Here is a 25,772-nt window from a genome sequence, read left to right as displayed (position 1 = left end):
GCGGCCGATACTGCATCAACGATTTTAGTTTTCACTTTCAGCGGGAGATCGAATTGACCCACACACCAGTTCCTCACAAAACCCTTATCGTCGTAGGCACCGGAGAAGGCGCCAAATTCTATCGCAATTCCGGCAAGAGCGGCGAACTCAAGCTGCAGCATGAGCACGACCTCGAGCCCGGCAACCTGGCCGACCAGGGCCCGGCCGGCAAGCAGGCCCCGGATGTCTCCGCCAAGGAATCGATGGAGGCAACCTTCGCCAAGATATTGGCCAATCACCTTTATGATCTGGCCCAGCAGCACAAATTCGACCATCTGATTCTGGTGCTTGATCCCGATACGCTGGGCGAAACCCGTCCCAGCCTGCATGTCAGCGTCACCGACAAGGTCATGCTGGAACTGCCCAAGACACTGGTCAACAGCCCCACCGACCAGATCGAAAAATCGATTCTGGCCGCACTCTGATACTACCCCAGACACACGATCCGGCCGGGCATCATGCCCGGCCGTTTGCATTTTTGCACCTGCACATAACGCCCTGACCTCCCCACAGCGCCGGTTCCAGGCTGGTGGCGAAAAGGGCCCGGGAGTTGCCTCTTTTCGCCCCTCATGCGAAACCTGTCGATGCTTTGACCAGTATTGGGGGGAACATGACTGTCAGCTACCGACCGCATGCTGCATTTCGGCGACTGCTATATTTCCGGAACCGCCTATTATCCGGCCTATCTCAATCTGCTGAACGGCGTCATCGAGGAGTTCTGGTCGGCCATCGGTTACCCGTGGCACGAGATTATCTGGAAAGAGCGCTGGGGCACGCCGACCGTCCACCTGACCTGCGATTTTTCCAAGCCATCCCTTTTCGGCGAGAAGCTGACTTTTGAGTTGACCGTCACCAGGGTCGGCAAATCGTCAATGACTGTCGAGCACGTAGTGCTGTGTGACGGAGAACACCGCTGGTCTGGCAAACAGGTGCTGGCTGCGAGCTGGCTCGACAAGCACACATCCATGCCCTGGCCAGACGATGTGACGGCCAAGCTCATGTCATTCCTGCCGGACGATCCCGCGGAATAAATCCGCGGAAAACCGATGGCTTCGCTAATCTGATCTGATCTTCGGTGATTTCTCCGGCACCAGTCCGGAGCGGAACTTCTGCAGCACGAATTGCAAAATCAATCCGACCAGCAACATGCGGATGTAGGACGATCGCGTGATCCATTCCGGTGGCAGGCGGCTGGTGAAGATTTCCGTCGCCGACCATAGGAACCAGATCACAATGGCGCCGGCGATGGCACCCTTGTTGTTGCCTGAGCCGCCAGCCATCAGCATCACCCAGACAAGGAATGTGACCAGCAATGGTTCGGTGGCTGATGGTGACAGAAACTTGAAATAATGCGCCGAAAGTCCTCCGGCCAGGCCCATGACGGCGCAGCCGATGACGAAGGTCTGCAGGCGGAACTTGTCGACATCCTTGCCTGCGGCGCGCGCCGAATCCTCATTGTCGCGGATCGCCCGCAAGGTGCGCCCCCAAGGGCTGACATAGAGCCGCTGGCACAGGATGTAGACGCCGAGCACACAGGTCCAGACAACGGCGAGATAGAGAATATCCGCCCACCGGCCATTCACCAGATCGCCAAATGGGCGCGGCACGCCGGAAATTCCGAGACTGCCATTGGTCAGCCAGGATTCATTGACAATTACCAGCCGCAGAATCTCGGCGATACCGACAGATGCCATCGCCAGATAATCGCTTTTGAGCCCGACACAGATCTTGGCCACCGCCCAACCGGTGATCCCGGCCACGATCATCGCGGCAGCGAGCCCGAACGGGATAGGCAGAGCGAAGCCGCCAAGATGCTTAGCCGACACGGCGGTGGTGGCAATGGCCGAGGCATAGGCGCCAACAGCAAAGAACCCGGCGATACCTGCATTGAACAGGCCGCCCATGCCCCATTGCACATTCAGCGCCAGGCACAGCACCGCATAGATGCCGCCAGCGATCAGCACGCTGACCAGATAGAACAACAGACCGGTCATTTCCATTACAGCAACCTCCCCTTGAACAGGCCCTGCGGCCGGAACAGAAGCAATGCCACCATGATGAAGAACGCGACGGCGGATTTATACGATGGTGAAATCAACGGCTCATCGGTGAGCCAGGGGAATGTCGCGGTTTCTTCGGCAACGCCGATGATCAGACCACCGACAATGGCCCCCATCGGCTTGCCGATTCCGCCAAGCACCGCTGCGGCAAACATTGCCAGGAGCAGGTTCCAGCCCAGATTGGGATGCATGCTGGTGTCCATGCCAGCAAACACCCCGGCGGTGGCGGCAAGTGACGCGCCGATCACCCAGGTCCAGCGCACCACCCGTTCGGTATCAAGTCCGGCAACCGCCGCCAATTCCGGCTCGTCCGAGACCGCCCGCATGGCACGTCCGAGCTTCGAACGGGTCAGGAAAAAATGCAGCGCAATCGCGATGATCAGGGTCAGAGAGATGACCTGCATATGCAGTTCGGATATCCGGAACGTGTCAAACAGCACCACCGGCATGCGAACGCCCGAGACAAACACCTGATTGCCCGAACTCCAGAACAATTGCGCCAGAGACCGGAAAATCAGCGCCACGCCAAACGAGGCGATGACCGTGTAAATGGTCGGGAGCTTGCGAAGCGGCTTGTAGAAAAACTCGTCCGCCGCCAGCGCCGCCACGATCGCCAACGCAATGCCGAACGGCAGCAGCAACAACGGGTGCACAGGAATGAACCAGACAGCCGTTAGCACACCGTAGCCGCCAAGCGTCATCAGGTCGCCATGGGCAAAATGCGCAAACCGCAGGATGCCGAAAACCATCGAGATACCCACGGCTCCAAGCGCATAGATACTGCCGATGGTCAGCCCGGGAACCAGGTACAAGTTGATGAAATCGATCATGCCGCAGCACCCCCGAGGAAAGACCGCCGCACAGCATCGTCGTTGAGCAGCGCATCCCCCGTCCCAGATATGAAATTCTTGCCGCTGACCAGCACATGGCCATTGTCGGCGATCCGCAAGGCCTGCTTGGCGTTCTGCTCCACCATCAGGATGGTGACACCGCGCTTTCGGATATCAAGCAGCAGATCGAAGATGACCTCGAGATAGGCTGGTGACAATCCGGCCGTCGGCTCATCCAGAAGCAACAATTTCGGCTCGCTCATCAGCGCCCGTCCCATAGCCACCATCTGCCGTTGTCCGCCGGACAATTCACCGGCCGCCTGGCCAAGCTTGGTGCGAAGATCGGGAAACAGCGCCAATACGTTCTCACGCACAGCTTCCTTGTCCTTCGGTGGGGCTGCATAGGTGCCGACATCGAGATTTTCGTCCACCGTCAGCGTCGGAAACACATTGCGGCTTTGCGGCACCATGGAAATGCCGAGCGGCACGAGTTTCGCGGTCTTGATCCCGGAAATATCCTTGCCGGAAAACAGAATTTCGCCTTCCGAACGGGCAGTCAGCGCAAAAATGGTTTTCAGCAAGGTCGACTTGCCGGCGCCATTGGGCCCGATGATGACCGAAATCTCATGCTTCTGAACGTCGAGATTTATATCCTCGATGATCGGCACACCGCCGTAACCGGCGATCAGTCCCTTGACCGACAACAACGCGCTCATGGCTGGGCCTCATATTTTCCGCCGCCGAAATAGGCTTCGATAACGCGCGCATCCTGCCGCACCTCATCCACTGGCCCACGGGTCAGCAACGTTCCTTGCGCCATGACGATGACCTCGTCGCAGAGTTTGGAGACATAATCGAGATCGTGCTCGATCAGGCAGAAGGTCAGTCCCTGCTCCTTGTTGAGCAGCAGGATCTTGTCGGAAATCTTGGCGAGCAGCGTGCGGTTGATACCGGCCCCGATCTCGTCAAGCAGAATGATCTTGGGTTTTTGCATCAGCGCCCGGCCGAGTTCCAGAAGCTTCTTCTGACCACCGGAGAGGTTGCCAGCCTTCTCGTCCTTGACCTGATCGATCTCGAGAAAAGTCACCATGTCGCGCGCCGCGCGGTAGGTCGCCTCCTCTTCGGCAGCGAAACGACCGCGCCGGAAAATGACGTTGAACACATTTTCACCGACCGGCGTTGCCGCTGCAGCCATGAAATTCTCGATCACGGTGAGTTGCGAGAACTCATGCGGAATCTGGAAGGTGCGCGCCAGGCCTCGTGCCGCCCGCTGATGCGGTTTTAGCGAGGTGATGTCCTTGCCCTCGAGCAAGATCCGCCCGCCTGCGAGTGCCACATGACCGGCAATGGCATTGAACATCGTGGTCTTGCCCGCGCCATTTGGCCCTATAAGCCCGGTGATCTGCCCGGACGGGATGTCAAAGCTGACGTCATCGACGACATTCGGTCCGCCGTAACTCACCTTCACATGCTCAACAGAAATCATATATTCCCCATATCGCGGCTTGTTCAAGCCGCTGGCGACGCCTTTCCGGACCAGTCATTGTCCGACCAGATGGCTCGCGCTTTGTTTGTATCCCTCCCCGCGGATTGCAGGGAGGGAAAGTCTTTTCCTGATTTTCAGGCCGGATTACTCAACAATGGCGATCTGTTTGTAGACAGTGCCATCAACGACAAACTTGCCGATGAAGCCGGCAACATCGCCGTTTTCATCAAAATCGTAATTGCCGCCGGCGCCGTCATAATCGATGTCCTTGCCTTCGGCTATCAGCGCCTTGGCCTTGGCCCAGTCCCCAGGACCAACCTTTTCACCGGGGGCCGATGCAATGGCGCGCAGTGCTGCAGCCATCTTGGTGCGGTCAGCCGAACCGGCCTGCTCAATGGCCAGCAGCGCCATGAACGTGGCATCGTAGGTCTGATCGACAAAAGGCTTGTCGGCAGGTTCGTTGTAAGCTGCGGTGTAGAGTTCGTGCAGCGAAGCCTGGTTCGGGTTGTCGGCTGGCGAAGTCGGTGCCGAGAAAAACGAGGTAGCCAGTGCTTCCGCGCCGATATCGGCAATCAGTGACTCGTCGCGCAGACCGTCGGTGCCGACGAACTTGGTGAACAACCCGCCTTCAATCGACTGCTTGACGATCTTGCCGCCTGAATCGCCCGCATAGGCAATCACCACAAGTGCGTCGCCGCCGGCTTTCGAAAGGGTCGCGAGCTCGGACCGGTAGGAGTTCTTCTTCTCCTCGTGCTTGACCTCGGCCACGACTTCACCGCCAAGCGCCTTGTAGGCCGCGACAAATGTGCTGCCGATGCCAACGCCGTAATCATTGTTGACGAAGGTCACGGCAACCTTTGTGAGACCTTCATCCATCACCATCTTGGCCAGAACCTTGCCCTGAAAGTTGTCCGAAGGGACAATCCGGTAAAGCAGGTCATTGTCCTTGATGTCGGTCATGGCCGGCGAAGTTGCGGTCGGCGAAATCTGCACGACGCCAGCCGGAATGGCGGCAGCTTCGGCGGAGGCGATGGTCGTTCCCGACATCAGCGCACCCATGATGATCGGCACATTTTCAATGTTGATCAGCTTGCCGGCGGCATCGACTGCGCCTTGCGACGACCCGGTGGTGTCGCCGTAAACCGGCACTGCCTGGCCATCAAGCAGTCCGCCATTCTCATTGACATGCTGAACAGCCAGATTGGCAGCGTTCTGCAATGGCGGAATGAAGCTGGCGATTGGACCTGTGATATCCATCAACAGGCCGATTTTGGTGTCGGCGGCGAAAGTTGAGGCGCTGGACGCGAGCAAAGCCGCTACCGCCACTGCATAAATTGTCTTTTTCATTTTACTGCTCCCATTGAATTATTATGCCCTATGCTACGTGAGCGCCCCGCGGGCTTCCATTAAAAACGCTCAGATTTCGTCGGTTACCTGTGTTTCGAATGAACCGGGAAGCGAAACTTCCAGCAGTTCGAGATCGCTGCTCGGGTCACTATAGCGTGTCGCCATACGCGGCGGAATGACAAAAGCATCGCCTTTTTCAAGACGATACGGCTCCTTGCCCTCGCCTTCCAGCATCATGCTGCCAGACATCACGAAGTTGAACAGGATATCGCCTTCATGCTTGGTCCAGACCGGCTTGCTGGTCCCCGAAGGCCGCGCCACCATCACAGAGGCAACGCCCTTGGTGTTGGCATTGATGGTTGTATCGCGGGCTTCAAAGCCGGGAATGCGGAAAGGCTTGAAGGTGCCGTCTTTGACAAGGCTGTGCACAAAGCGTTGCCCATCCCATTCGCGGTCCGGCCGCTCGTGCGGAGTAGGCAGTTCCATATCATGATCGATTTCGGTGACATGATCGGCCGGCACACCAATCTCGATGACCTCGATCCCCTCAGCCGCGTGCAAGACCTTGTGGCGGATCTGCGGTGGCTGGATGAAGCAATCACCGGCGTGCAGACGGCGCGTGCCGCCTTGGTCTTCATAAAGCACGTCAACCCAGCCGCTGATGCAGAAAATCAACTGGAACCCGACCTTGTGGAAGTGAACCATGTCAGGCACCGGGCCGTCCGGCACTCGGATGTGCGAGGCGATCATCGCGCCGCCCAGCCGTGTTGGAATCAGATCCCGGTACTCCATGCCTGCCCGGCCAATGACCCATGGCGCTTGATCCGCCAACCGCCGAACCACGAAAGCGTGCTTGGTTTCAGGCATCACCAATGGTGGATTCAGTTCGTCAATTTCGATCCGTGTGCCATTGGGCGCAATCAATTCACGCTTGCCATCAGCAAAACTGTCCGGATCATCGGTCAGGATGCGCAAGGTTCCAGGCGCTTCGGGAGCGTCTTTCTGGATGCGGATTCGCAGGCCGTGGCCCGAGAGAACCGCAACCTCGGGATTATCCGCAGGATAAATCATGTCGAGGCGCATTTTTAGCGTCTTGGTGAAGAACGGCAGATCATCCCGCAATTCCGATGTCGGCAACCTGATTTCCGCGCGTGTGTCCAAACTGCTCTCCCAAGCGACCATTCGCCGTTTTCGATCCGGGTTGGTCATTCGCGATGACGCCAACCCCCTAATTTCTACGGCATTTCGAGACTATCGAAGCCAATAGATATTTCAAGGCTAAAATAATTAGCCCTAAACTGTGCCGCCCGTCTACAATTCGGTGCGTACCCGCCAGAGTTCCGGGAACAGCTCCACATCCAGCATGCGCCGAAGATAGCTGGTGCCGCCGGTGCCGCCGGTGCCGCGCTTGAGCCCGATCACCCGCTCCACCGTGGTGACATGGTTGAATCTCCAGCGCCGGAAATAGTCTTCCAGATCGACCAGCTTTTCGGCAACCTCATAAAGCGCCCAGTGTTTCTCCGGGTCTTCGTAGATCACTTTCCAGCCAGCAGTCACGCCATCATGCAGCTCGTGGGTATTGCGCACATCGCGCGACAGCACCTCGTCAGGCATGTTAACGCCACGCCTTGCCGCCAGTCTTATGGCTTCGTCATAAAGGCTTGGCTGGGCCAGTTCGGCTTCGAGCTTGGCCATGGCTTCCGGGACATGTGCATGCGGACGCATCATGGCGTGATTGCGGTTTCCCAGCGCATATTCGATCAGCCGGTATTGCAGCGACTGAAAACCGGAGGACTGGCCGAGCTTGTTGCGAAAATGGGTATAATCGGCAGGCGTCATGGTCCTGAGCACATCCCAGGCCGAGTTCAGCTGTTCGAATATCCGCGAAACCCGTGACAGGGTCTTCATCGCCGGCTGCAGATGATCGCCCTTGATGGCCTCTCGTGCAGCGGTGATTTCATGGATCACCAGCCGCATCCACAGTTCCGAAGTCTGGTGCTGGATGATGAACAGCATCTCGTCATGGGCGTCGGTCCTGACCTTCTGCGCACCAAGAATCTGGTCGATGCAAAGATAGTCGCCATAGGACATGCGGCCGTCGAAATTCATCTCCGCCCCTTCCTTGGAAGGGTCGTAGTCCTTGGGCTCGCTCATGTGACGGCTTTCCGGGTCTTGAACGCCGGCTGGTCCCATTCACCTGTTGCAATGATCTCGCACAAAGCGGCAGCCGCATGGCAGACCTCGTCGGGCGTATTGTAGAGCGGGCAAAAGCCGAAGCGCATGATGTCGGGCGCGCGGAAGTCACCGATGATCCCGCGGGCGATCAGCGCCTGCATCGCCGCATAGCCTTCGCGGAAGCGGAATGAGACCTGCGAACCGCGCGCATGCGGATCACGTGGGCTGGCAAGCTTCACTTCCTTGCAGCCGGCTTCGACCTCGGCAATGAACTGCTCGGACAGCTCGATCGAGCGGCTGCGGATGTCTTCCATGGCGATGCCATCGAATTCATCAAGTGCTGCATCCAGCACCGCCATCTGGATCACCGGTGGCGTGCCGACGCGCATACGGCTGATGCCCTCGCCTGGACGGTAATCGAGATCAAACGCAAACGGCGCCTGATGTCCGAGCCAGCCCGACAGCGCCGGACGAACCTGATTGATCAGATCCGGACGTACATGGATGAATCCCGGTGCACCGGGGCCGCCATTGAGATATTTGTAGGTGCAGCCGACCGCGATGTCGGCGTTGCAGCCGGTCAGATCAATCGGCAACGCACCGGCGGTATGCGCCAGATCCCAAATCATCACCGCGCCGCTGGCATGGGCCTTGGCGGTGATTGCCTTCATGTCGTGCAGCCGGCCGGTGCGGTAATCGACCTGGGTCAGCATCACGGCTGCCACATCCTCGTTGATATGATCAGCCACGGCTTCCGGATCGACGATCTTCAACTCATGCCCCTGCTTCAGACTCTTGAGCAGACCGTCGGCCATGTAGAGATCGCTAGGGAAATTGCCGTTGTCGGACAGCACGATCTTGCGTCCGGGACGCAGTTCCACCGCGGAGGCGACCGCCTGGTAGACCTTGATCGACAAGGTGTCGCCGACCACGGTGCTGCCCGCGGGCGCACCGATCAGACGGCCGATTCGATCGCCCAGACGCGCCGGAAGATCCATCCACTGGGCCTTGGTCCAGCCGGTGATCAGCATCGGGCCCCATTCATCGGCGATTGTCTTGCGGGCCCGTTCAACAGCAGCCTTGGGCAAGGGCCCGAGCGAATTGCCATCGAGATAGGTGATGCCCGCAGGAAGATCGAACTTGGCCCGGCTTGCTGAAAAATCAGTCATGACATCACGCTTCCTTCTGCGACTTGCCGATTTCCGCTGTCGCCTCGATTTCGACCATCGCCGCATCCTCGATCAGACCGGCGACCACGATCACCGACATGGTGGGGAAATGCCGGCCCATGACCTTGCGATAGGCAGCGCCGACATCCTTCTGGCGTGCAACATATTCCTTCTTGTCGGTGATGAACCAGGTCAGACGCACAATATCAGAGACCTCGCCACCCGCGGCATGCACGATTGCCACGATATTGGCCAGTGTCTGCTCGAGCTGGCCCACGAAATCCGTGTGCTCGAAGACCTGATCCTTGTTCCAGCCAATCTGGCCGCCGGTGTAAAGCCGCTCGCCGTCAACAAGCATGCCGTTCGAGTAGCCCTTTGGCTTCTCCCAATCCGGTGGATTGACTGCTTCGATCATGATGAAATTCCTCGTTTATGTGTTGGGATTGTCTGCTTCAAGCCGCGTCGCCGGACCGCAGCCTGAAACGCTGGATCTTGCCGGTCTGTGTCTTTGGCAGTGTTTCGGTGAAGATGATCGACCGGGGATATTTGTAGGGCGCGATTACCTGCTTGACGTGGTCCTGCAACAGCTTGGTCATCAGCGCGTCCGCCACAGAGCCTGCCTTGAGCACCACATGCGCCTGAACGATCTGGCCCCGCGCCTCGTCGGGAACACCCACCACGGCGCATTCGGCGACATAGGCATGCGCCAGCAGTGCGGCTTCAACCTCAGGGCCAGCAATGTTGTAGCCCGCCGAGATGATCATGTCGTCACTGCGGGCGGCGAAATGGAAGAAGCCGTCCTCGTCCTGGGTGAAGGAATCGCCGGTCAAGTTCCAGCCATCGCGGACATATTTCTGCTGCTGTTCCGGATCGGCGAGATAGCGGCATCCGGTCGGGCCACGCACCGCCAGCCGGCCCACTTCACCGCGCGGCAATTCGGTCATGTTCTCGTCAACGATCCGCGCTTCATAGCCACCGACCGGCAGTCCGGTGCAGGCAGGCTGGGAATTGGAAAACCGGTTCGAGATGAAGATATGCAGCATCTCGGTGGCGCCAATGCCATCGAGCATCGGTTTGCCGGTCTTTTCCATCCATTGCTCATAGACCGGGCCGGGCAAGGTCTCGCCGGCCGATACCGCAGCGCGCAACGAGGACAGATCCGCCCCCTCCTCCATCGCCGCCAGCATGGCGCGATAGGCGGTCGGTGCGGTAAAGCAGACGGTGGCTTTGTGGTTCTGGATGATCTCGACCATGTTGGCCGGCGTCGCCTGCTCAAGCAGGGCCGCGGCCGCGCCAAAGCGCAGCGGGAACACCGCCAGGCCGCCCAGTCCGAAGGTGAAGGCCAGCGGCGGCGAGCCGATAAACACGTCGTCCGGCGTCACGCCGAGCACTTCCTTAGCATAACCATCAGCGATGATCAGCATGTCGCGGTGAAAATGCATCGTCGCTTTTGGCATGCCGGTGGTTCCGGAGGTGAAACCAAGCAACGCCACGTCATCTCGTCCGGTTTTCACGGTGTCAAAGCGAACAGATTTCGACAGCGCCAGACGGTCGAGTTCGGCATCATGATTGGCCGTGCCATCGAAGCCCACGACATTGTCCAGGAACCGGTTTACCTTGGCGCAGGCCACCATCTCGTCCATCAGTCGCGTGTCGCACAGCGCCAGCGTGATTTCCGCCTTGTCGGCGATCTTGCCCAACTCGGCTGCGCGCAGCATCGGCATGGTGTTGACCACCACGGCACCGGCCTTGGTCGCCGCCAGCCACACTGCCACCATGGCAGGGTTGTTGGCCGAGCGGATCAGGATGCGGTTGCCCGGCTTGACGCCGTAATCCTCGACCAGCACATGGGCCATGCGGTTGGTCCAGTCGGTCAGTTCCTTGTAGGTCCTGATCCGGCCATTGCCGATCAGCGCGGTGTGGTCGCCAAATCCCCTGGCCACCATCGCATCGGTCAGCTCATAGCCGCAATTCAGCCACTCCGGATATTCAAAACCATCAAGCGGCAAATCCGGCCACTGCTCAGCCGGCGGCAGGTTGTCCCGCGTGAACGTATCGACATGCCCCGATGGTCCCAGCATTTTATACCCCCTTGGAATTGGCCAATGTCTGCCGCGCGATCACGACCTTCTGGACGTCTGATGCGCCCTCATAAATCCGCAAAGCGCGTATTTCCCGGTACAGGCTTTCGACGATATGACCCTTGCGGACGCCGTCGCCGCCATGCAGCTGCACCGCCTTGTCGATCACATCCTGGGCATGGTCGGTGGCATAGAGCTTGGCCATTGCGGCTTCGCGGCTGACGCGCGGCGCGCCCTGATCCTTGAGCCAGGCCGCCCGGTAGACCAGCAGCGCCGAGGCGTCGACATCAAGCGCCATCTCGGCAATGTGCCCCTGCACCATTTGCAGGTCGCTCATCGGCGCGCCGAACAATTGACGTTCGCTGACCCGGTCGAGGCTTTCATCAAGCGCCCGGCGGGCAAAGCCCAGTGCCGCAGCAGCAACGGTGGAGCGGAACACATCAAGCACCGACATGGCGATGCGAAATCCCTCACCGGGCTTGCCGATCATTGCCGTGGCAGGCACCCGGCAGTTTGTAAATTTCAACCGTGCCAGCGGATGCGGCGCAACCACCTCAAGCCGCTCGGCAATCTCGAGACCCGGCGTGGTGGCCGGCACGATGAAAACCGACAACCCCTTGGCGCCCGGCGCTTCGCCGGTGCGGGCAAAAACGGTGTAGACATCGGCGATGCCGCCATTGGAGATCCAGGTCTTTTCACCATCCAGAACATATTCATCGCCATCACGCGTTGCGGTCATGGCGATATTGGCCACATCCGACCCCGAAGCCGGTTCTGACAGCGCAAAGGCTGACAAAGCCTTGCCTGCACGGGTCTTCGTCAGCCACTCGGTTTTCTGCGCCGACGTACCGAACAGCGAGATCGCACCGGTGCCGAGGCCCTGCATGGCAAATGCGAAATCGGCCAACCCGTCATGACGAGCCAGGGTTTCGCGCAGAATGCACAGGCTCCGCACATCAATGCGCGAGTTCTCGTCAGTCGGATCGACAGCACTCAACTTGAGCCATCCTGCATCGCCAAGCGACTTGACCAGCGCTTTGCAGGCATCATCGACATTGGAATGGTCAATATCGACAATATTGGCGGTCGCCCATTCATCGACGCGATCAGCCAGATCCCGGTGGGGTGCATCGAAAAACGGCCAGGCAAGAAAGCTGCGGTCTGACATCAGTTGCCCTCGAAAACGGGTTTCTGTTTCGATACGAAGGCCTCATAGGCGCGGCGAAAATCCTCGGTCTTCATGCAGATTGCCTGTGCCTGGGCTTCGGCCTCGATCGCCTGCTCGATGCCCATGTTCCATTCCTGCGCCAGCATGGTCTTGGTCATCATGTTGGCAAATGCCGGACCGTCAGCGATCCGCCGGGCCAGCTTGCGCGCTTCGTCTTCGATCTCGGACGCCGCGACGACGCGATTGTAAAAGCCCCAGCGTTCGCCTTCCTCGGCGCTCATCGAACGGCCGGTGTAAAGCAGATCAGCCGCCCGGCCCTGTCCGATGATCCGCGGCAGGATGGCGCAAGCGCCCATGTCGCAGCCGGCAAGCCCGACACGGTTGAACAGGAATGCCGTCTTGGCTTCCGGCGTGGCCATCCGCAAATCGCTGCACATGGCAATGATCGCCCCGGCGCCGGCGCAGACGCCGTCAACCGCCGCAATCACCGGCTTGCCGCAGCCAATGATGGCCTTGACCAGATCGCCGGTCATCCGGGTGAAGGTGAGCAGGCCCTTCATGTCCTTGTCGACAAGCGGTCCGATGATCTCGAACACATCACCACCGGAGCAGAAATTGCCGCCATTGGAGCCGAAGATCACCACCTTGATGTCATCCCGGTAGACCAGGCCGCGAAACCAGTCGCGCAGCTCGGCATAGCTTTCAAATGTCAGAGGATTTTTCCGCTCCGGCCGGTCCAGCGAGATTTCGGCCACACCATCGGTCAGGCTCAATCGGAAGGTCTTGGGGGTATCTGTCGTCATGAATTCAGGCCTTTCCCTTGGAACTCTTGCGGGCGATGAGCTCAAGCTGATCTGACATATCCTTGACTTCGCTCGCATCGATGCCTTCAAGCAGGGTGTCGACCCAGGCCTCATGGCTGACAGCCATCACTGCAAACTGCTCGCGTCCCGCCTTGGTCAGCCGCACCGTGGTGGCGCGACGGTCATTGTCGACCGGAACCCGCACCAGTACGCCGTCATCGACCAGCCGGTCGACAATGCCGGTGACATTGCCGTTGGAAACCCGCAGCACACTCGACAATTCACTCATCTTGAGACCGGCTTCGGCACGGTAGAGTGCTGCCATCACATCAAAGCGCGGCAGCGTGGTATCGAAAGAGACGCGCAGGTTTTCCCGCAACTCGCCCTCGACGTGCTTTGTGGCTTTGAGAAGCTTCAGCCATAGCCGCAGCCGCGCCTTTGACGCTGCCTTGTCCTTGGCGCCGGACTCCATTGTGGTCTGTTGGGCTGCTGCGCTTTTGGTCATGTTTCCCCTCCCGACAATGAGATTGCCTGGCCCGTCATGGAGGCCGCGGCATCGCTGCAAAGCCAGATCACCGTTTCCGCGATTTCATCCGGCTGAATGAACCTGCCCTGTGGATTGACATCGCGCAACGAGGCTTCCGCTTCTGACCGTGATCGTCCGGTCTTTTCAACAATGTTGTCAATCGACCGCTCAAGCATCGGCGTGTCGGTAAATCCCGGGCAGATGGCGTTGACGGTCACACCGGTCTTTGCCAATTCCTGCGCCAGGCTGCGCACCAGGCCGACGACCCCGTGCTTGGCGGCGCAATAGGCGCTGACATAGGGATAGCCCTTCAGACCGGCTGTCGATGCAACCGCAATCAGGCGGCCTGGCTGCTTCCGATTCATTTTCACAAAAGCAGACTGGAAGGTATTGAAAACGCCGGTCAAATTGACATCGAGCGTGGAGCGGAAACTCTCGACGCTGGTGCGGTGAAAGGGTGCGCTTTCCGCAGATCCGGCATTGGCGATGACGATTGTCGGCACGCCATTGATCTCAATGGCCTCTTCTATTGCAGCGGCCATGGCATTGGCGTCGGTGACATCGGCGGAAACGGCCGTGATTCTGTCATCCTTCTTCGCCAGAACCTGCAACGGCTCGAGACGACGTCCGATGGCCGTCACCCGCGCGCCGCGTGCCGCCAAGGCCAGCGCAATTGTTTCTCCCACGCCTGACCCGGCGCCGGTGACAATCGCGTGATGCCCCAACAGTTCCGACATGGTCAGACCTTTCCAAGCATGGTGTCGGCGCGCTCGGCCAGACGCCACATCTGGTCACGTCCGGGATGATAGGGATCGGGCCATTTTTCGTCATGGTCGCCCAGCGCCGCTGCAGCATGCAAGGTCCAGTAAGGATTGGCCAGATGCGGACGGGCCAGGCAGACCAGATCGGCGCGGCCGGCCATCAGGATCGAATTGACGTGATCGGGTTCGTAGATGTTGCCCACCGCCATGGTCGCCATCTGCGCTTCGTTGCGGATCCGGTCGGCGAACGGCGTCTGGAACATGCGACCATAGACCGGCTTGGCCAACTTGGAGGTCTGGCCGGCAGAAACATCACAGATATCAACGCCGGCATCTTTGAGCATGCGTGCGATCTCGACCGATTCCTGTGGCGTAACGCCTTCGCCTTCGACCCAGTCGCTGGCTGAAATACGCACCGAAATCGGCTTGTGCTGCGGCCAGGCCTCGCGCACGGCCCGGTAGACCTCAAGCGGATAGCGCATGCGGTTTTCCAGGCTGCCGCCATACTCGTCGTCGCGCCGGTTGGTCAGCGGGGTGATGAAGGAAGACAGCAGATAGCCATGCGCCATGTGGATTTCGATCATGTCGAACCCGGCGCGGTCGGCCATTTCGGTGGCGGCGACAAACTGGTCGCGCACCATGTCCATATCCGCCCGGTCCATCACCTTGGGCGTCTGGTTGGCCGACGACCAGGCCACGTCGGACGCCGACAGGATTGGCCAGTTGCCGTCCTTCAACGGCGCATCCATGGTTTCCCAGCCGAGCTGGGTCGAGCCCTTGGCGCCGGAATGACCGATCTGCATGCAGATCTTGGCTTCGCTCTCGCTGTGAACGAAGGCAGCGATCCGCGCCCATGCCGCTTCCTGCTCCGGGGCGTAGAGCCCGGGGCAGCCCGGGGTGATCCGGCCTTCCGGCGATACGCAGGTCATCTCGGTGTAAACCAGACCGGCGCCGCCCTTGGCGCGCTCGCCATAATGCACCAGATGCCAATCGGTCGGGCAGCCATCGACCGCCTTGTACTGCGCCATCGGCGAGACCACGATGCGGTTCTTGAGCTTCATGTCGCGCAATTTGTAAGGCGCAAACATCGGCCGCCGCAGCGGCGCCTGCGCCGAAACCTCGGCTTGAGTCTGGAACCAGCGTTCGGCGTCTTCGAGCCATTCGGCATCGCGCATGCGCAGGTTTTCATGACTGATACGCTGTGAACGGGTCAGCAGCGCATAGGTGAACTGCACCGGATCGAGGTGGAAATAGCGCTCGATTTCCTCGAACCACTCCATCGAGTTGCGCGCCGCCGACTGCAGCCGCAACACTTCAAGCCGCCGCTCGTCTTCATATTTGGCGAAGGCCTTTTCCAAGGTCGGTTCGGAATGCAGGTCGTTGGCCAGCGAAATCGCGCTTTCCAGTGCCAGCTTGGTGCCCGAGCCAATGGAGAAATGCGCTGTCGCCGCAGCGTCACCCATCAGCACGATGTTCTCATGGCTCCAGCGCGCGCACAGCACCCGCGGGAACTGAATCCAGGCCGAGCCGCGAACGTGATTGGCATTGGTCATCAGGCTGTGACCACCCAGATGCCTGGCAAAAATCTTCTCGCAGATGGCGATGGTTTCCTGTTGGCTCTTCTCACCAAAGCCATAAGCGTCGAAGGTCTCCTGGGTGCACTCGACGATGAACGTCGCGGTCTCATCATCGAACTGATAGGCATGAGCCCAAAGCCAGCCCTTGTCGGTTTCCTCGAAGATGAAGGAGAAAGCATCATCGAATTTCTGATGCGTGCCGAGCCAGACGAACTGGCACTTGCGCACATCGATTTCGGGCTGGAACTTGTCGGCAAATTCGGTGCGGGTGCGCGAATTTAGCCCATCAGCGGCCACCACCAGGTCAAAATCCTTGGCGTAATCGGCGGCACTCGAAACATTGGTTTCAAACCGCAACTCGACGCCAAGCTCCTTGGCCCGCGCCTGCAGCAACAACAGCAGTTTCTTGCGGCCGATGCCGCAGAAGCCGTGGCCGGTCGAAACGGTCTTTGTGTTCTTGAAGTCGACAGCGACATCGTCCCAATAGGCAAAGTGCTCACGGATCGAGGCAGCGCTGACTGGGTCGTTTTCAGCCAGATTGTCCAGGGTCTCGTCGGAAAGAACCACACCCCAGCCGAAGGTGTCATCGGCCTTGTTGCGCTCGATGACGACAACCTCATGCGACGGATCGCGCAGCTTCATCGAGATTGCGAAATAGAGGCCAGCGGGACCACCGCCCAAGCAAGCTACCTTCATGTTCCGCACCTCCAGCATGATTTTCAATTGCCACAATCATATGCCTGACAGGAGATATTTCAAGCATAAACTTTTTATGTCGCGGATAATATCCACACCCGGCGCAATCAGGCCAAAAACCTGACGACACCGGGCAAATCAGGCTAGACCGAATTGCGCCGGAGGCTGCCCAGCGCCACTGCCAACCGGTCGACACCGGCCTGAGTGGTGACGAACCCAGGCGAACAGCGCAGCAGCGGTCCACGCGCGTCGGCAAAAACCGAGCGAGCGCGCAGGTCAGCCAGCAAGCCTTGCGGATCGGTATCATCGGGCAATTTCATCATCACGCTGCCGCCGCGGTGATCAGCATCCCGCGGGGAGGCCAGTTCGAAACCGGCGGCGTCGGAGGCGGCAATGATCTGGGTGCAATAGGCGCGATTCTTTTCAAGCTGCGCGCTCCAATCCTGAGACGCATGCCATTCCAGCGCCGGAACCGAGGCCGCACAGGCCATCACAGAGGGCGTGCCATTGTCAAACCGCCGGATATCCGGCGCATAGGCGAATGTGTTGATGTCCCAGGAGAAAATATTGTCCTGGCTGAACCAGCCGCGCAGGCTCGGCTGACAGCGGGCGATGACATCCGGCATCACCTGCAGGATGCCGCCCCCCGGAGATCCACACATCCATTTGAGACTGGTCGAAATCGAAAAATCGGCGGCCACAGCCATGCAGTCATAATCGATCAGTCCGGCAGCCTGGGTGATGTCGACGCCGATCACCGAACCCTGCTTGCGGCCATGCGCCATCAGCGTGGTGAGATCACAACGGTGCGAAGAGGTGGAACTGACCCAGGTCAGCAACGCCAGCCCGACCTCGGGACCCCAGGCTGCGATGACATCTTCGTCCTCAACCCAATTGGCGCCATCGCGCAGCGGCACTGTGCGCAGCGTGAATCCGTAGCGGTCGGCCAGCCCGGTGAGCAGGAAATGCAGGCTCGGGAAACAGTCGCCCGCCACCAGCACCACCCTGCCCTCAAGGTCATCCCTGGGCAGCGCCATGATTAATGCAGCCAGCGCCGATGTGACATTTTCCGTTGTGGTCAGCGACGCTGATGGCGCCTTGAGCAACTGGCTCCACAGATCGATGAAGCGCTGCCTCTGGCCCAGCGCATAGCCCCATTGATCGTCATTTGGCGCACCCCAGCACTCCGCGAAAGCGGTCAGGGACTTGGCCATATCAACGGCCTTGTCGGGATATTGCCCGATTGAATGATAGAGAAAGTAACCTGACCCATCGGTGTCGCGCTGGCCTGTTGTGTCCGTCATGTCCATCTCCTTGGGCCTCACCTATCAAAAGTGCTGCCAAATCCGTTATCTTTTCGGTCTTACCAGCCTGCCTGCTGCGGATTGGGTAGCGGAATCGCGTCAAGCAATTCACGCGTATAAGCCGCCTGCGGCGCATCAAACAACTGGTCGGCATCGGCATATTCGACAATGTTGCCGCGTTGCAGCACCATCACTCGATCGCACAGCCGCCGGATTACCGACAGATCATGGCTGATGAAGGCCAGTGTCAAGCCAAGTTCCTTGACCAGATCCGCAACAACATTCAGCACCTGCGCCTGCGAAGACACATCAAGGCCAGAGACAATTTCATCGGCCAGAATGAATTCCGGCTTCAGCGCAATCGCCCGGGCGATCCCGACCCGCTGCCGCTGCCCACCTGACAACTCATGCGGATAGCGGCTGCGGAAATTGCGCGGCAGGCCGACATGGTCAAGCGCCTCGTCGATGCGGCCATCAATCCCGTCAAAGCCATGCATCTGCATTGGATCGGCAATGATCGCCCCCACCCGTCTGCGCGGATTGAGCGACGACATCGGGTCTTGGAAAATCATCTGCATGCGTCGCCGGATCGGGCGAAGCGCATCTTCGTTCAGATGGGTGATATCCTGACCGTCGAACAAAATGGTTCCGGCTGTTGGCTCGATCAACCGCAGCAATGCCCGCCCCAGCGTCGACTTGCCCGATCCCGAACCGCCGACAATGCCAAGCACAGAGCCACGGGTAATGTCGAGATCAATACCATTGATGATCCGGATCAGTGGCGCCCGGCCGAAAACCGGCTTTGCCCCCATGTCCGGCAGCGCCACCTCAAGCGATCTGGCTGAAAACAGAATATCCTTATCCGTTCCGGTTTCATGCACCATGACGCCACTCCTTGTCAGCGGCCACAACCTCTGCGGCCACCGCGTCTATCACCGCGTCATCAACTGGCAGCAGCGATGCATCCGGATCGGTGTATTTCGGCGTCGCCGCCAGCAGCGCCCGTGAATAGGCATGCTGCGGACCGTTGAAGAAATCAGGCACACTGGAATTCTCGACGATCTTGCCGCCATAAAGCACAGACAAGCGCTGGCAGACCTTCGAGACGACGCCAAGATCATGGGTGACAAATACCATAGCCGTGGAATGACGTGCCTGAAGCTCGCGGATCAGTTTCAGGATCTGCTTTTGCACGGTGACATCGAGAGCCGTGGTCGGCTCGTCGGCGATCACCAGCTTGGGATTGGCGGCGAAGGCCGAGGCGATCAGCACGCGTTGACGCATGCCGCCCGACAATTCATGCGGATAGCTTGCCATCACCCGTTCGGGGTTGTCGATATGAACTTCGTTGAGCAGTTCCAGCGCCCGCACCCGGGCATTGGTCTTGGTCCAGCCCAGAATATCAACCAGCCGGTTGGTGATCTGCGGCTCGATCCGCCGTGACGGATTGAGCGCCGTCAGCGGATCCTGCGGGATCAATGCTGCTGTCGCACCAATCAGCCTGCGCCTGTCGGCCGGCTTCATCTTCTGCAAGTCCTGCCCGTCGAGCAGGATCTCGCCTTCGACAATCGAGATCGCCGACGGCAATATGCCGAGAATGGCCTTGCCGATCATGCTCTTGCCGGCGCCGCTTTCGCCGACCAGACCGAGCACTTCACCGGTATCGATGGAAAACGACACCGAGCGCAGCACCCGTTGATCGTAGCCGTGCAAGGCTGCAGACAGATTGTTGACAGTCAGAAACGCGCTCATCGCAGCACCGGATCAAAGCGGTCCTTGAGACCTTCGCCAAACTGGCTGAAGGACAGGACGGTCAGGAACAAGACACCCAGCGGAAACGCCAGCACCCACCAGGCCTGATGGATCGAGGTGCGTCCCTCGGCAATCATCCCGCCCCAGGTCGGTGCATCGGTGGAGATCGACAGATTGACGAACGACAGGATCGCTTCGACGATCACGGCGATGCCCATTTCCAGTGTCGACAGCACCACGATGGTCGGCAACACATTGGGCAATATCTCCCGCCACAGGATATCGCGCCGCGGCCGGCCCGCGACGACAGCACTTGAGACATAATCCATGGCTGACTGGTTCATCGCTTCGGCGCGCACGACGCGGCAGAACCGGGTCCAGTCGATCACCACGATGGCAATGATGATCGAGGTCAGCCCGGTGCCCAGCACCGCAATCAGCAGGATCGCGAACAGCACCGGCGGAAACGCCATCCAGATTTCGACCAGCCGCGAAATCACCACATCGACCCAGCCGCGCATATAACCTGCGAGAAGCCCCAGTGCCGATCCGACAAACGCCGTCGCCAGCCCGGCGACAAGCGCCACCGCGAAGGCGATCCGCGCACCATGGATCAGGCGTGAAAGCACATCACGGCCAAGGCTGTCAGTCCCCAGCAGATAGGCGGGGTCCGAACCCGCTTGCCAGAACGGCGGCAAACGCCCTGCGAACAGGTCTTGGGCCAGCGGATCATGCGGACTGACCAAGGGCGCAAACAGCGCCAGCAGGGCAAAAAGCCCGAGCCACAGCCCTGACAGCCACAACCGCGCGCCAAGACGCCGGCTTACACTTCCGCGGCCATCAAGCATGACGCAACCTCGGATTAAGCAGCGCATAGGTCATGTCGACAACCAGGTTGATAATGGTGAACAGCAGCGCAAAGACAATGACGATGCCCTGAATCAGCGGCAGGTCGCGGTTGATGACAGCGTCAATCGCCATGTTGCCAAGCCCTTCATAGGAGAACAATCGCTCGATGATCACTGTGCCACCGATCAAGAAGGTGAACTGCACACCAATCAGCGTCAGCGTCGGCAACACCGCATTGGGCAGCGCCTCGGACAGGATAACGTGGTTTTCGCTGTAGCCCTTGGTCCGCGACAGCGTCACATAATCAAGATGCATGGTTTCCTTGAGAGATTGTTTGAGTAGCTGGCTGATGATCGCCGCCAGCGGAATTGCCAACGCCAAGGCCGGCATGAACATGTGCTTGAGCAGGTCCCACCACAGATCGAACCGCAACCGCACGATACTCTCGAACACATAGAACTGGGTGACAAAGGGCAGATCGAGCGACGGCGAGATCCGCCCGGAGATATGAAACACCGGCATCAGCACGCCAAACAGCACAATCAGGATCAAAGCCCAGAGAAAGTCCGGGATCGACAACCCAACCCCGTTGGCGACATCGACGGCAGTTTCAGTGCGGGTCTCGCGGTGCCTGACGCCTGTCAGCGCCAGAGTGCCGCCAATCACCACGGCAATCACCAGCGCAAAAATCGCCAGTTCCAGCGTCGCAGGAAGCCGTCCCAGCACCAACGGCATCACTGGTTGGCGCAACGAGATCGAAGTACCGAAATCGCCATGCAAGACGCCGCCCAACCAGATCCCGAATTGCTCGATGATCGATTTGTCGAGCCCGTAATGCGCCGTCAGCCGCGCCACATCCTCGTCCGTGGCGCCCGGGGGCAGCATCATGGCAATGGGATTGCCCGGCACCACGCGGATAACAAAAAACACCACCACGGCCGCCCCGATCAGGGTAACCGACATGGTCATCAGGCGAAGCAAGGTCGCGCGCAACAATTTCAAATCAAAATGTCCTGAAAAACAGGACCGCCGCACTGTGGCGGCGGTCCGTATTTATAGTCGAGGCTTACGAAACCCGCTTCATCAGATGCGGAAGCAGTGCGCCCGAAGCATGCGGCGTCACTTCGATGCCATCCGCATGAAGGATCGGCTGCACATACTGCAACAGCGGGATCACCAGCGCGTTGTCGGCAATGTACTTGTCGACCGCCTTCCAGCCATCAATCCGCTTCTCTTCGTCAGCCTCGCCCCAGAGCGGGCCGATCATGTCGATGAGATCCTGACCGTCCCACACCGAATGCGGTGTAGGGCCGAACATGGCAAAGCCGGTCGATGTCGTCGGATCAGCAACCGAGTTGCCCCAGTTGTAGAACGCAGCCGGTGCGAGCTGGTCGGCGGCGCGCAGTTCATAATGCTTGGCGATTTCGTAGACTTCGATTTCGGCTTCGATACCGACCTTGCGCCACAGGCCGACAATGGCCTGGATCATTTCATAATCCTTCGGCTTGAAGCCGCGCGTGGTCTGGATCTTGAACTTCACCGGGTTTTCCGGTGAGTAGCCGGAAGCGGCCAGCAGTTCCATGGCCTTTTCAGGATTGTACGGAACCTTGATCGACGCATCGTAGGCTGTGTATTCAGGCGTCTCCAGCGTATCAAGGGCAACACCGTAGCCTGACAGCAACCGGTCGATGATCAGCTGTTTGTCGATCGACATGGCAGCAGCCATGCGCACGTTCGGATCCAGCATCACATCGATGTCATTGAGGAAGATCATGCCAATGTCGGAAATCGGAGCGGCAGTGCCGACGATACCGTTGCCGCCCTTGAGGCGGTCATATTCCTCGTAGGGCATTTCCAGCGTGACGTGGGCATTGCCGGATTCAATTTCGGCGACGCGGCTTGCGGCGTCGGTGACAAACTTGATGGTCACGGTTTCAAAGTCAGGCTTGCCGCCCCAGTAGTTCGGGTTGGCCTTCAGCCGCACAAACGCATTGCGCTCGAACTTGTCGACCATATAGGGGCCGGTGCCGATCGGAGCAGCTTCAAACCCGTCCGCGCCGACCTTTTCATAGTAGGCCTTGGGCAACACATAGCCGGTGAGGAAGTACATCCATTTGAAGATCGTCGGCTCAAAGCGGGCGACGTCAGCCGTCACCACATTGCCTTCGGCCTTGATGTTGGCCAGCGTCGACCAGATGAACTGGATCGGATTGCCGGTTGTCTCGTCAGCCGCACGGGTCAACGACCAGGCGACGTCTTCGGCGGTAAATGGCGACCCGTCATGCCAGGTGACGCCTTCGCGCACCGTCATCATGACCTTGGTCTTGTCATCGTTCCAACCCCAATCGGTCAAAAGACCGGGCGCCGGCGACAGGTCGGGCTTCTGCAGGATGAACTGGTCGAAAACCGACTGGTAGATCCCCTGGATTGTCGGATTGACCGCCGACGGGCCGACAGTCGGATCCCAAGACGGCAAGTTCACATTATAGGCGATGACAAGTTCATCGATGCCCTGAGCAAACGACGGCCCGGCAAAGGCGCTGATCGCCAGCGCTGCTGCCGAGCCCTTGAGTATCGTGCGACGCGAAATCTGTTTCATGCTGTTCTCCCTGCTTTTTGCTTCATTTCCCGCCCAGTTTCTGAGCGAGCATATACCCTGCGCCCGCTCCGGTCCCCGCACCAGGCCAGACACTGGCTCCGGTGAGATGCAGACCGTCAACGGGGGTCTTTCCAGTGGCGTGGCCCAAGGCCGGACGAAACAGGAAATTCTGTGAAAGATGGTGACTGCCGGCGATCTGATCGCCACCGACCAGATTCGGATTGTCGGCTTCCAGATCCAGTGGCGAGACGACGGCGCGGCTGATGATCTTCGCCTTCAAGCCCGGCGCATGCCGCTCGATCATTTCCAGCGCGCGATCGGCATAGATCTCTTTGACCTTTGCCCAGTCGGTTTCCGTGATCTTGCCGGCCGCATCGCCGCGGATCTCGCCCGGCACCATGCGAACCTGAACCCAGAGCACATGTTTGCCTTCGGGTGCCCGGCTCGGGTCAACGACCGTCGGCTGCCCGACAACCAACACCGGTTCATCCGGCAACAGCCCTGCGACCGCTTGCTGGTAAGTGCGGGCCATCTGATCGAGTGATGGCGCAATATGGACATAGGCAAATGTCTTGAGTTCTTCGCTGGCCGCCCAATCCGGCAGACCATCGAGAGCCAGATGGATCATCATGGTTCCCGGCGCATGGGTGAATTTGACCATCTTGCCATCAAACGCTGAATCGCCGGATTGCCCGTCGAGCAAATTCATCAGCCCGGAGGGCGCAACATTGGCAATAACTGCCCGCTTTGCCGTGATCTCGGATCCGTCTTCAAGCTCGACACCTGTCGCCTTGCCGCCCTTGCGGACAATACGCGCCACGCGGCTGCCGCAATGAACCGCGCCGCCGGAAGCTTCGATCTTGGCCACCATCGCCCGAGTCAGCGTGTCCGCGCCGCCCTTGCCGATGACCATGCCAAAATGCTGGTTGGCCATCGATTCAAGATAGGGAAACACTGCACCGCCAGCCATATCGGGCGCAAAGTCCAGATGCATGCCCCAGGTGGCCATGGTGGCTCGCACATGATCGGATTGAAATGTCTCCGTCAGCCATTTGCGCGGCGACGACAGCAGCAAACGCACCAGATCAGCCGTCCAGGAAAAGCCCTTGCGGAACAGCGCTTTTGCCAGGAGCTTGCCTTGTATATGCATTTGCATGGGATTTCCGAGAAGCGCGAAGATATATTCCGCAGTCCCGGGGAAGTCTGTGCAAAGCTGATCCCAGGCATTCGCATCCGCCTCCGAGAACGCTGCGATCCGTGCCCGCGTCTCACCCGGCCCGGTGCTGACACCGAGCCATTTGCCATTATCAAAAACACTGGCGAAACAGTTGGAGGCAGGAGCGAATTCAAGACCATGACCTATCAGGTCTTCCCCGTATGTCCTAAAAAACACGGAACCTGCAAAGAGACTGAGATTCATCGCAGCCCAGTCATGCCGAAACCCCGGCGAGGTCAACTCCAGCGTCTTGACGGCTCCGCCAGGCTTGCCTGCCTGTTCGAAAACGCCGACACGCCAGCCTTTCGCCCCCAGGTGAACAGCGCAAGCCAAGCTGTTCACACCGGCGCCCACTATGACCGCATCATATTCGTTTTGCACTGAGCCCGCTCTCCATTCGAGATTTATAATTGCAAATGCATATTATTCTGTCTAGCATCTATTTATCGCAGATACACATCCCGTCATCCGGGAGTTGAAACGAAGCCACAACACGCCTGTCAGGGGAGAGTCACACATGAACGCTGCAGAAACTCTGGGTAATCTCGCTGGAATGCTGATTGAAGGAAAAGTCGAGGTGATCGATCTCTCCGGCACGCTGGGTCCCGACACACCGCTTCTCCAGTTGCCGGAAGATTTTGCCAAGAACACGCCCAAGATCGAAATTCACAAGATTTCGGAATATGACAATGACGGTCCGTTCTTTGCGTGGAACTGGCTCAAACTCGGCGAGCACTCCGGTACCCATTTCGATGCGCCGCATCACTGGATCACCGGCAAGGACTACACCGATGGCTACACCGATTCCATCCCGCCGCAGAATTTCGTCGCACCGGTCAATGTGATCGATTGCTCCGCTGAAGTCGCCAAAAACCCTGACTTTCTGCTCGACGCTGCCGGCGTCAAGGCCTGGGAAGCCAAGCATGGCGAAATCAAAGCCGGCGAATGGGTTGTGATGCGCTCTGACTGGGACGCCCGTTCCAATGATGAAGCGGCTTATCTCAACGCCGATGAAACCGGCCCGCATTCGCCTGGACCGACTGTCGATTGCATTCAGTACATCTTGTCCAAGGGCGTGATCGGCTGGGGCAACCAGTGCATCGGCACCGACGCTGGACAGGCTGGCGGCATGGAACCGCCCTACCCGGCGCACAATCTGCTGCATGCTGCCAACAAATACGGCCTCGCTTCGCTCGCCAATCTCGACAAGCTCCCCCCCAAGGGCGCGATCCTGATTGCCGCGCCACTGAAGATCGTCAAGGGCACCGGCAGCCCGATCCGCGCCATGGCGCTGGTCGCGCGCGGCTAAGGCGTATCCACGCCGGGGACCAGGA

The 25,772-nt window shown here is 59.2% G+C and carries 25 protein-coding genes; 3 read left to right on the top strand and 22 right to left on the bottom strand.

What is annotated here, in order from left to right; translation table 11 throughout:
* The first annotated feature begins 53 nt into the window (after positions 1-53).
* Entirely contained in the window at positions 54-464 is a 411-nt protein-coding gene (locus IMCC20628_RS06950; RefSeq protein WP_047029615.1) for a host attachment family protein, read from the top strand.
* Positions 465-671: 207 nt separating this feature from the next.
* Complete coding sequence (locus IMCC20628_RS06945; protein WP_047029614.1) at positions 672-1,070, top strand: thioesterase family protein; 399 nt, start codon at positions 672-674, stop codon at positions 1,068-1,070.
* Between the two features lie 24 nt (positions 1,071-1,094).
* On the opposite strand, the gene IMCC20628_RS06940 is transcribed toward IMCC20628_RS06945, so the two are convergent.
* From IMCC20628_RS06940 to IMCC20628_RS06835, 22 genes are all read right to left on the bottom strand, one after another.
* Positions 1,095-2,039: a branched-chain amino acid ABC transporter permease gene (locus IMCC20628_RS06940; RefSeq protein ID WP_047029613.1), complete on the bottom strand. Its 945-nt coding sequence runs from the start codon at positions 2,037-2,039 to the stop codon at positions 1,095-1,097.
* Positions 2,039-2,929 (bottom strand): branched-chain amino acid ABC transporter permease, encoded by an 891-nt coding sequence (locus IMCC20628_RS06935; RefSeq protein ID WP_047029612.1) that lies wholly within the window; start codon positions 2,927-2,929, stop codon positions 2,039-2,041. The genes IMCC20628_RS06940 and IMCC20628_RS06935 overlap by 1 nt, the downstream gene beginning before the upstream one ends.
* A complete protein-coding gene (locus tag IMCC20628_RS06930; RefSeq protein ID WP_047029611.1) occupies positions 2,926-3,645 on the bottom strand; it encodes an ABC transporter ATP-binding protein in 720 nt (239 codons plus the stop codon). Before IMCC20628_RS06930 ends, IMCC20628_RS06935 begins: the two co-directional genes overlap by 4 nt.
* Positions 3,642-4,415 carry an ABC transporter ATP-binding protein gene (locus IMCC20628_RS06925; protein ID WP_047029610.1) on the bottom strand — a complete coding sequence of 258 codons (774 nt, stop codon included), beginning with the start codon at positions 4,413-4,415 and terminating at the stop codon, positions 3,642-3,644. The genes IMCC20628_RS06930 and IMCC20628_RS06925 overlap by 4 nt, the downstream gene beginning before the upstream one ends.
* Positions 4,416-4,559: 144 nt before the next feature.
* Positions 4,560-5,762 carry an ABC transporter substrate-binding protein gene (locus IMCC20628_RS06920; protein WP_047029609.1) on the bottom strand — a complete coding sequence of 401 codons (1,203 nt, stop codon included), beginning with the start codon at positions 5,760-5,762 and terminating at the stop codon, positions 4,560-4,562.
* Positions 5,763-5,831: 69 nt separating this feature from the next.
* Positions 5,832-6,923 (bottom strand): cupin domain-containing protein, encoded by a 1,092-nt coding sequence (locus tag IMCC20628_RS06915; protein ID WP_197078406.1) that lies wholly within the window; start codon positions 6,921-6,923, stop codon positions 5,832-5,834.
* A gap of 150 nt (positions 6,924-7,073) precedes the next feature.
* Positions 7,074-7,916, bottom strand: a complete 843-nt coding sequence (gene kynA / locus IMCC20628_RS06910; RefSeq protein ID WP_047029607.1) for a tryptophan 2,3-dioxygenase — start codon at positions 7,914-7,916, stop codon at positions 7,074-7,076.
* Positions 7,913-9,106, bottom strand: coding sequence for a kynureninase (gene kynU, locus IMCC20628_RS06905; protein ID WP_047029606.1), 1,194 nt, complete (start codon positions 9,104-9,106; stop codon positions 7,913-7,915). The genes kynA and kynU overlap by 4 nt, the downstream gene beginning before the upstream one ends.
* 4 nt (positions 9,107-9,110) lie before the next feature.
* Positions 9,111-9,521, bottom strand: coding sequence for a RidA family protein (locus IMCC20628_RS06900; protein ID WP_047029605.1), 411 nt, complete (start codon positions 9,519-9,521; stop codon positions 9,111-9,113).
* A gap of 37 nt (positions 9,522-9,558) precedes the next feature.
* Positions 9,559-11,187: an AMP-binding protein gene (locus IMCC20628_RS06895; protein ID WP_047029604.1), complete on the bottom strand. Its 1,629-nt coding sequence runs from the start codon at positions 11,185-11,187 to the stop codon at positions 9,559-9,561.
* Position 11,188: 1 nt separating this feature from the next.
* Positions 11,189-12,355: an acyl-CoA dehydrogenase family protein gene (locus tag IMCC20628_RS06890; RefSeq protein WP_047029603.1), complete on the bottom strand. Its 1,167-nt coding sequence runs from the start codon at positions 12,353-12,355 to the stop codon at positions 11,189-11,191.
* On the bottom strand, positions 12,355-13,158 hold the full coding sequence (locus IMCC20628_RS06885; protein WP_047029602.1) for an enoyl-CoA hydratase family protein: 804 nt from the start codon (positions 13,156-13,158) through the stop codon (positions 12,355-12,357). Before IMCC20628_RS06885 ends, IMCC20628_RS06890 begins: the two co-directional genes overlap by 1 nt.
* Positions 13,159-13,162: 4 nt before the next feature.
* Complete coding sequence (locus tag IMCC20628_RS06880) at positions 13,163-13,663, bottom strand: MarR family transcriptional regulator (RefSeq protein ID WP_245307890.1); 501 nt, start codon at positions 13,661-13,663, stop codon at positions 13,163-13,165.
* Entirely contained in the window at positions 13,660-14,421 is a 762-nt protein-coding gene (locus IMCC20628_RS06875; protein WP_047029601.1) for an SDR family oxidoreductase, read from the bottom strand. Before IMCC20628_RS06875 ends, IMCC20628_RS06880 begins: the two co-directional genes overlap by 4 nt.
* A gap of 2 nt (positions 14,422-14,423) precedes the next feature.
* Positions 14,424-16,718, bottom strand: a complete 2,295-nt coding sequence (locus IMCC20628_RS06870) for a bifunctional salicylyl-CoA 5-hydroxylase/oxidoreductase (protein ID WP_047032338.1) — start codon at positions 16,716-16,718, stop codon at positions 14,424-14,426.
* Positions 16,719-16,861: 143 nt separating this feature from the next.
* Positions 16,862-18,022, bottom strand: coding sequence for an aminotransferase class V-fold PLP-dependent enzyme (locus tag IMCC20628_RS06865; protein ID WP_047029600.1), 1,161 nt, complete (start codon positions 18,020-18,022; stop codon positions 16,862-16,864).
* Between the two features lie 59 nt (positions 18,023-18,081).
* Complete coding sequence (locus IMCC20628_RS06860) at positions 18,082-18,906, bottom strand: ATP-binding cassette domain-containing protein (protein ID WP_047029599.1); 825 nt, start codon at positions 18,904-18,906, stop codon at positions 18,082-18,084.
* Complete coding sequence (locus IMCC20628_RS06855; RefSeq protein WP_047029598.1) at positions 18,896-19,774, bottom strand: ABC transporter ATP-binding protein; 879 nt, start codon at positions 19,772-19,774, stop codon at positions 18,896-18,898. Before IMCC20628_RS06855 ends, IMCC20628_RS06860 begins: the two co-directional genes overlap by 11 nt.
* Positions 19,771-20,622: an ABC transporter permease gene (locus IMCC20628_RS06850; RefSeq protein ID WP_047029597.1), complete on the bottom strand. Its 852-nt coding sequence runs from the start codon at positions 20,620-20,622 to the stop codon at positions 19,771-19,773. The genes IMCC20628_RS06855 and IMCC20628_RS06850 overlap by 4 nt, the downstream gene beginning before the upstream one ends.
* Positions 20,615-21,625 carry an ABC transporter permease gene (locus tag IMCC20628_RS06845; RefSeq protein ID WP_280949427.1) on the bottom strand — a complete coding sequence of 337 codons (1,011 nt, stop codon included), beginning with the start codon at positions 21,623-21,625 and terminating at the stop codon, positions 20,615-20,617. The genes IMCC20628_RS06850 and IMCC20628_RS06845 overlap by 8 nt, the downstream gene beginning before the upstream one ends.
* 64 nt (positions 21,626-21,689) lie before the next feature.
* Positions 21,690-23,222, bottom strand: a complete 1,533-nt coding sequence (locus IMCC20628_RS06840) for an ABC transporter substrate-binding protein (RefSeq protein WP_047029596.1) — start codon at positions 23,220-23,222, stop codon at positions 21,690-21,692.
* A gap of 22 nt (positions 23,223-23,244) precedes the next feature.
* Complete coding sequence (locus IMCC20628_RS06835) at positions 23,245-24,819, bottom strand: NAD(P)/FAD-dependent oxidoreductase (RefSeq protein WP_047029595.1); 1,575 nt, start codon at positions 24,817-24,819, stop codon at positions 23,245-23,247.
* Positions 24,820-24,955: 136 nt separating this feature from the next.
* Here IMCC20628_RS06835 and IMCC20628_RS06830 point away from each other — a divergent pair, with 136 nt between their 5' ends.
* Entirely contained in the window at positions 24,956-25,747 is a 792-nt protein-coding gene (locus IMCC20628_RS06830; protein ID WP_047029594.1) for a cyclase family protein, read from the top strand.
* Positions 25,748-25,772 lie beyond the last annotated feature (25 nt).

Origin of the sequence: Hoeflea sp. IMCC20628, from assembly GCF_001011155.1 — a bacterium.
In the GTDB taxonomy this organism is placed as follows: Bacteria; Pseudomonadota; Alphaproteobacteria; order Rhizobiales; family Rhizobiaceae; genus Hoeflea.
This window is presented reverse-complemented; position numbering and strand designations above follow the sequence as displayed.

What these genes read in the sequence shown, in the direction of transcription:
- IMCC20628_RS06920 (WP_047029609.1), bottom strand. Translation starts at nt 5,762, where the DNA reads ATGAAAAAGACAATTTATGCAGTGGCGGTAGCGGCTTTGCTCGCGTCC.
- IMCC20628_RS06890 (WP_047029603.1), bottom strand. Translation starts at nt 12,355, where the DNA reads ATGTCAGACCGCAGCTTTCTTGCCTGGCCGTTTTTCGATGCACCCCAC.
- IMCC20628_RS06945 (WP_047029614.1), top strand. Translation starts at nt 672, where the DNA reads ATGCTGCATTTCGGCGACTGCTATATTTCCGGAACCGCCTATTATCCG.
- IMCC20628_RS06930 (WP_047029611.1), bottom strand. Translation starts at nt 3,645, where the DNA reads ATGAGCGCGTTGTTGTCGGTCAAGGGACTGATCGCCGGTTACGGCGGT.
- kynA (WP_047029607.1), bottom strand. Translation starts at nt 7,916, where the DNA reads ATGAGCGAGCCCAAGGACTACGACCCTTCCAAGGAAGGGGCGGAGATG.
- IMCC20628_RS06860 (WP_047029599.1), bottom strand. Translation starts at nt 18,906, where the DNA reads ATGGTGCATGAAACCGGAACGGATAAGGATATTCTGTTTTCAGCCAGA.
- IMCC20628_RS06880 (WP_245307890.1), bottom strand. Translation starts at nt 13,663, where the DNA reads ATGACCAAAAGCGCAGCAGCCCAACAGACCACAATGGAGTCCGGCGCC.
- IMCC20628_RS06900 (WP_047029605.1), bottom strand. Translation starts at nt 9,521, where the DNA reads ATGATCGAAGCAGTCAATCCACCGGATTGGGAGAAGCCAAAGGGCTAC.
- IMCC20628_RS06855 (WP_047029598.1), bottom strand. Translation starts at nt 19,774, where the DNA reads ATGAGCGCGTTTCTGACTGTCAACAATCTGTCTGCAGCCTTGCACGGC.
- IMCC20628_RS06865 (WP_047029600.1), bottom strand. Translation starts at nt 18,022, where the DNA reads ATGACGGACACAACAGGCCAGCGCGACACCGATGGGTCAGGTTACTTT.
- IMCC20628_RS06870 (WP_047032338.1), bottom strand. Translation starts at nt 16,718, where the DNA reads ATGAAGGTAGCTTGCTTGGGCGGTGGTCCCGCTGGCCTCTATTTCGCA.
- IMCC20628_RS06875 (WP_047029601.1), bottom strand. Translation starts at nt 14,421, where the DNA reads ATGTCGGAACTGTTGGGGCATCACGCGATTGTCACCGGCGCCGGGTCA.
- IMCC20628_RS06925 (WP_047029610.1), bottom strand. Translation starts at nt 4,415, where the DNA reads ATGATTTCTGTTGAGCATGTGAAGGTGAGTTACGGCGGACCGAATGTC.
- IMCC20628_RS06935 (WP_047029612.1), bottom strand. Translation starts at nt 2,929, where the DNA reads ATGATCGATTTCATCAACTTGTACCTGGTTCCCGGGCTGACCATCGGC.
- IMCC20628_RS06830 (WP_047029594.1), top strand. Translation starts at nt 24,956, where the DNA reads ATGAACGCTGCAGAAACTCTGGGTAATCTCGCTGGAATGCTGATTGAA.
- IMCC20628_RS06940 (WP_047029613.1), bottom strand. Translation starts at nt 2,039, where the DNA reads ATGGAAATGACCGGTCTGTTGTTCTATCTGGTCAGCGTGCTGATCGCT.
- kynU (WP_047029606.1), bottom strand. Translation starts at nt 9,106, where the DNA reads ATGACTGATTTTTCAGCAAGCCGGGCCAAGTTCGATCTTCCTGCGGGC.
- IMCC20628_RS06885 (WP_047029602.1), bottom strand. Translation starts at nt 13,158, where the DNA reads ATGACGACAGATACCCCCAAGACCTTCCGATTGAGCCTGACCGATGGT.
- IMCC20628_RS06840 (WP_047029596.1), bottom strand. Translation starts at nt 23,222, where the DNA reads ATGAAACAGATTTCGCGTCGCACGATACTCAAGGGCTCGGCAGCAGCG.
- IMCC20628_RS06895 (WP_047029604.1), bottom strand. Translation starts at nt 11,187, where the DNA reads ATGCTGGGACCATCGGGGCATGTCGATACGTTCACGCGGGACAACCTG.
- IMCC20628_RS06850 (WP_047029597.1), bottom strand. Translation starts at nt 20,622, where the DNA reads ATGCTTGATGGCCGCGGAAGTGTAAGCCGGCGTCTTGGCGCGCGGTTG.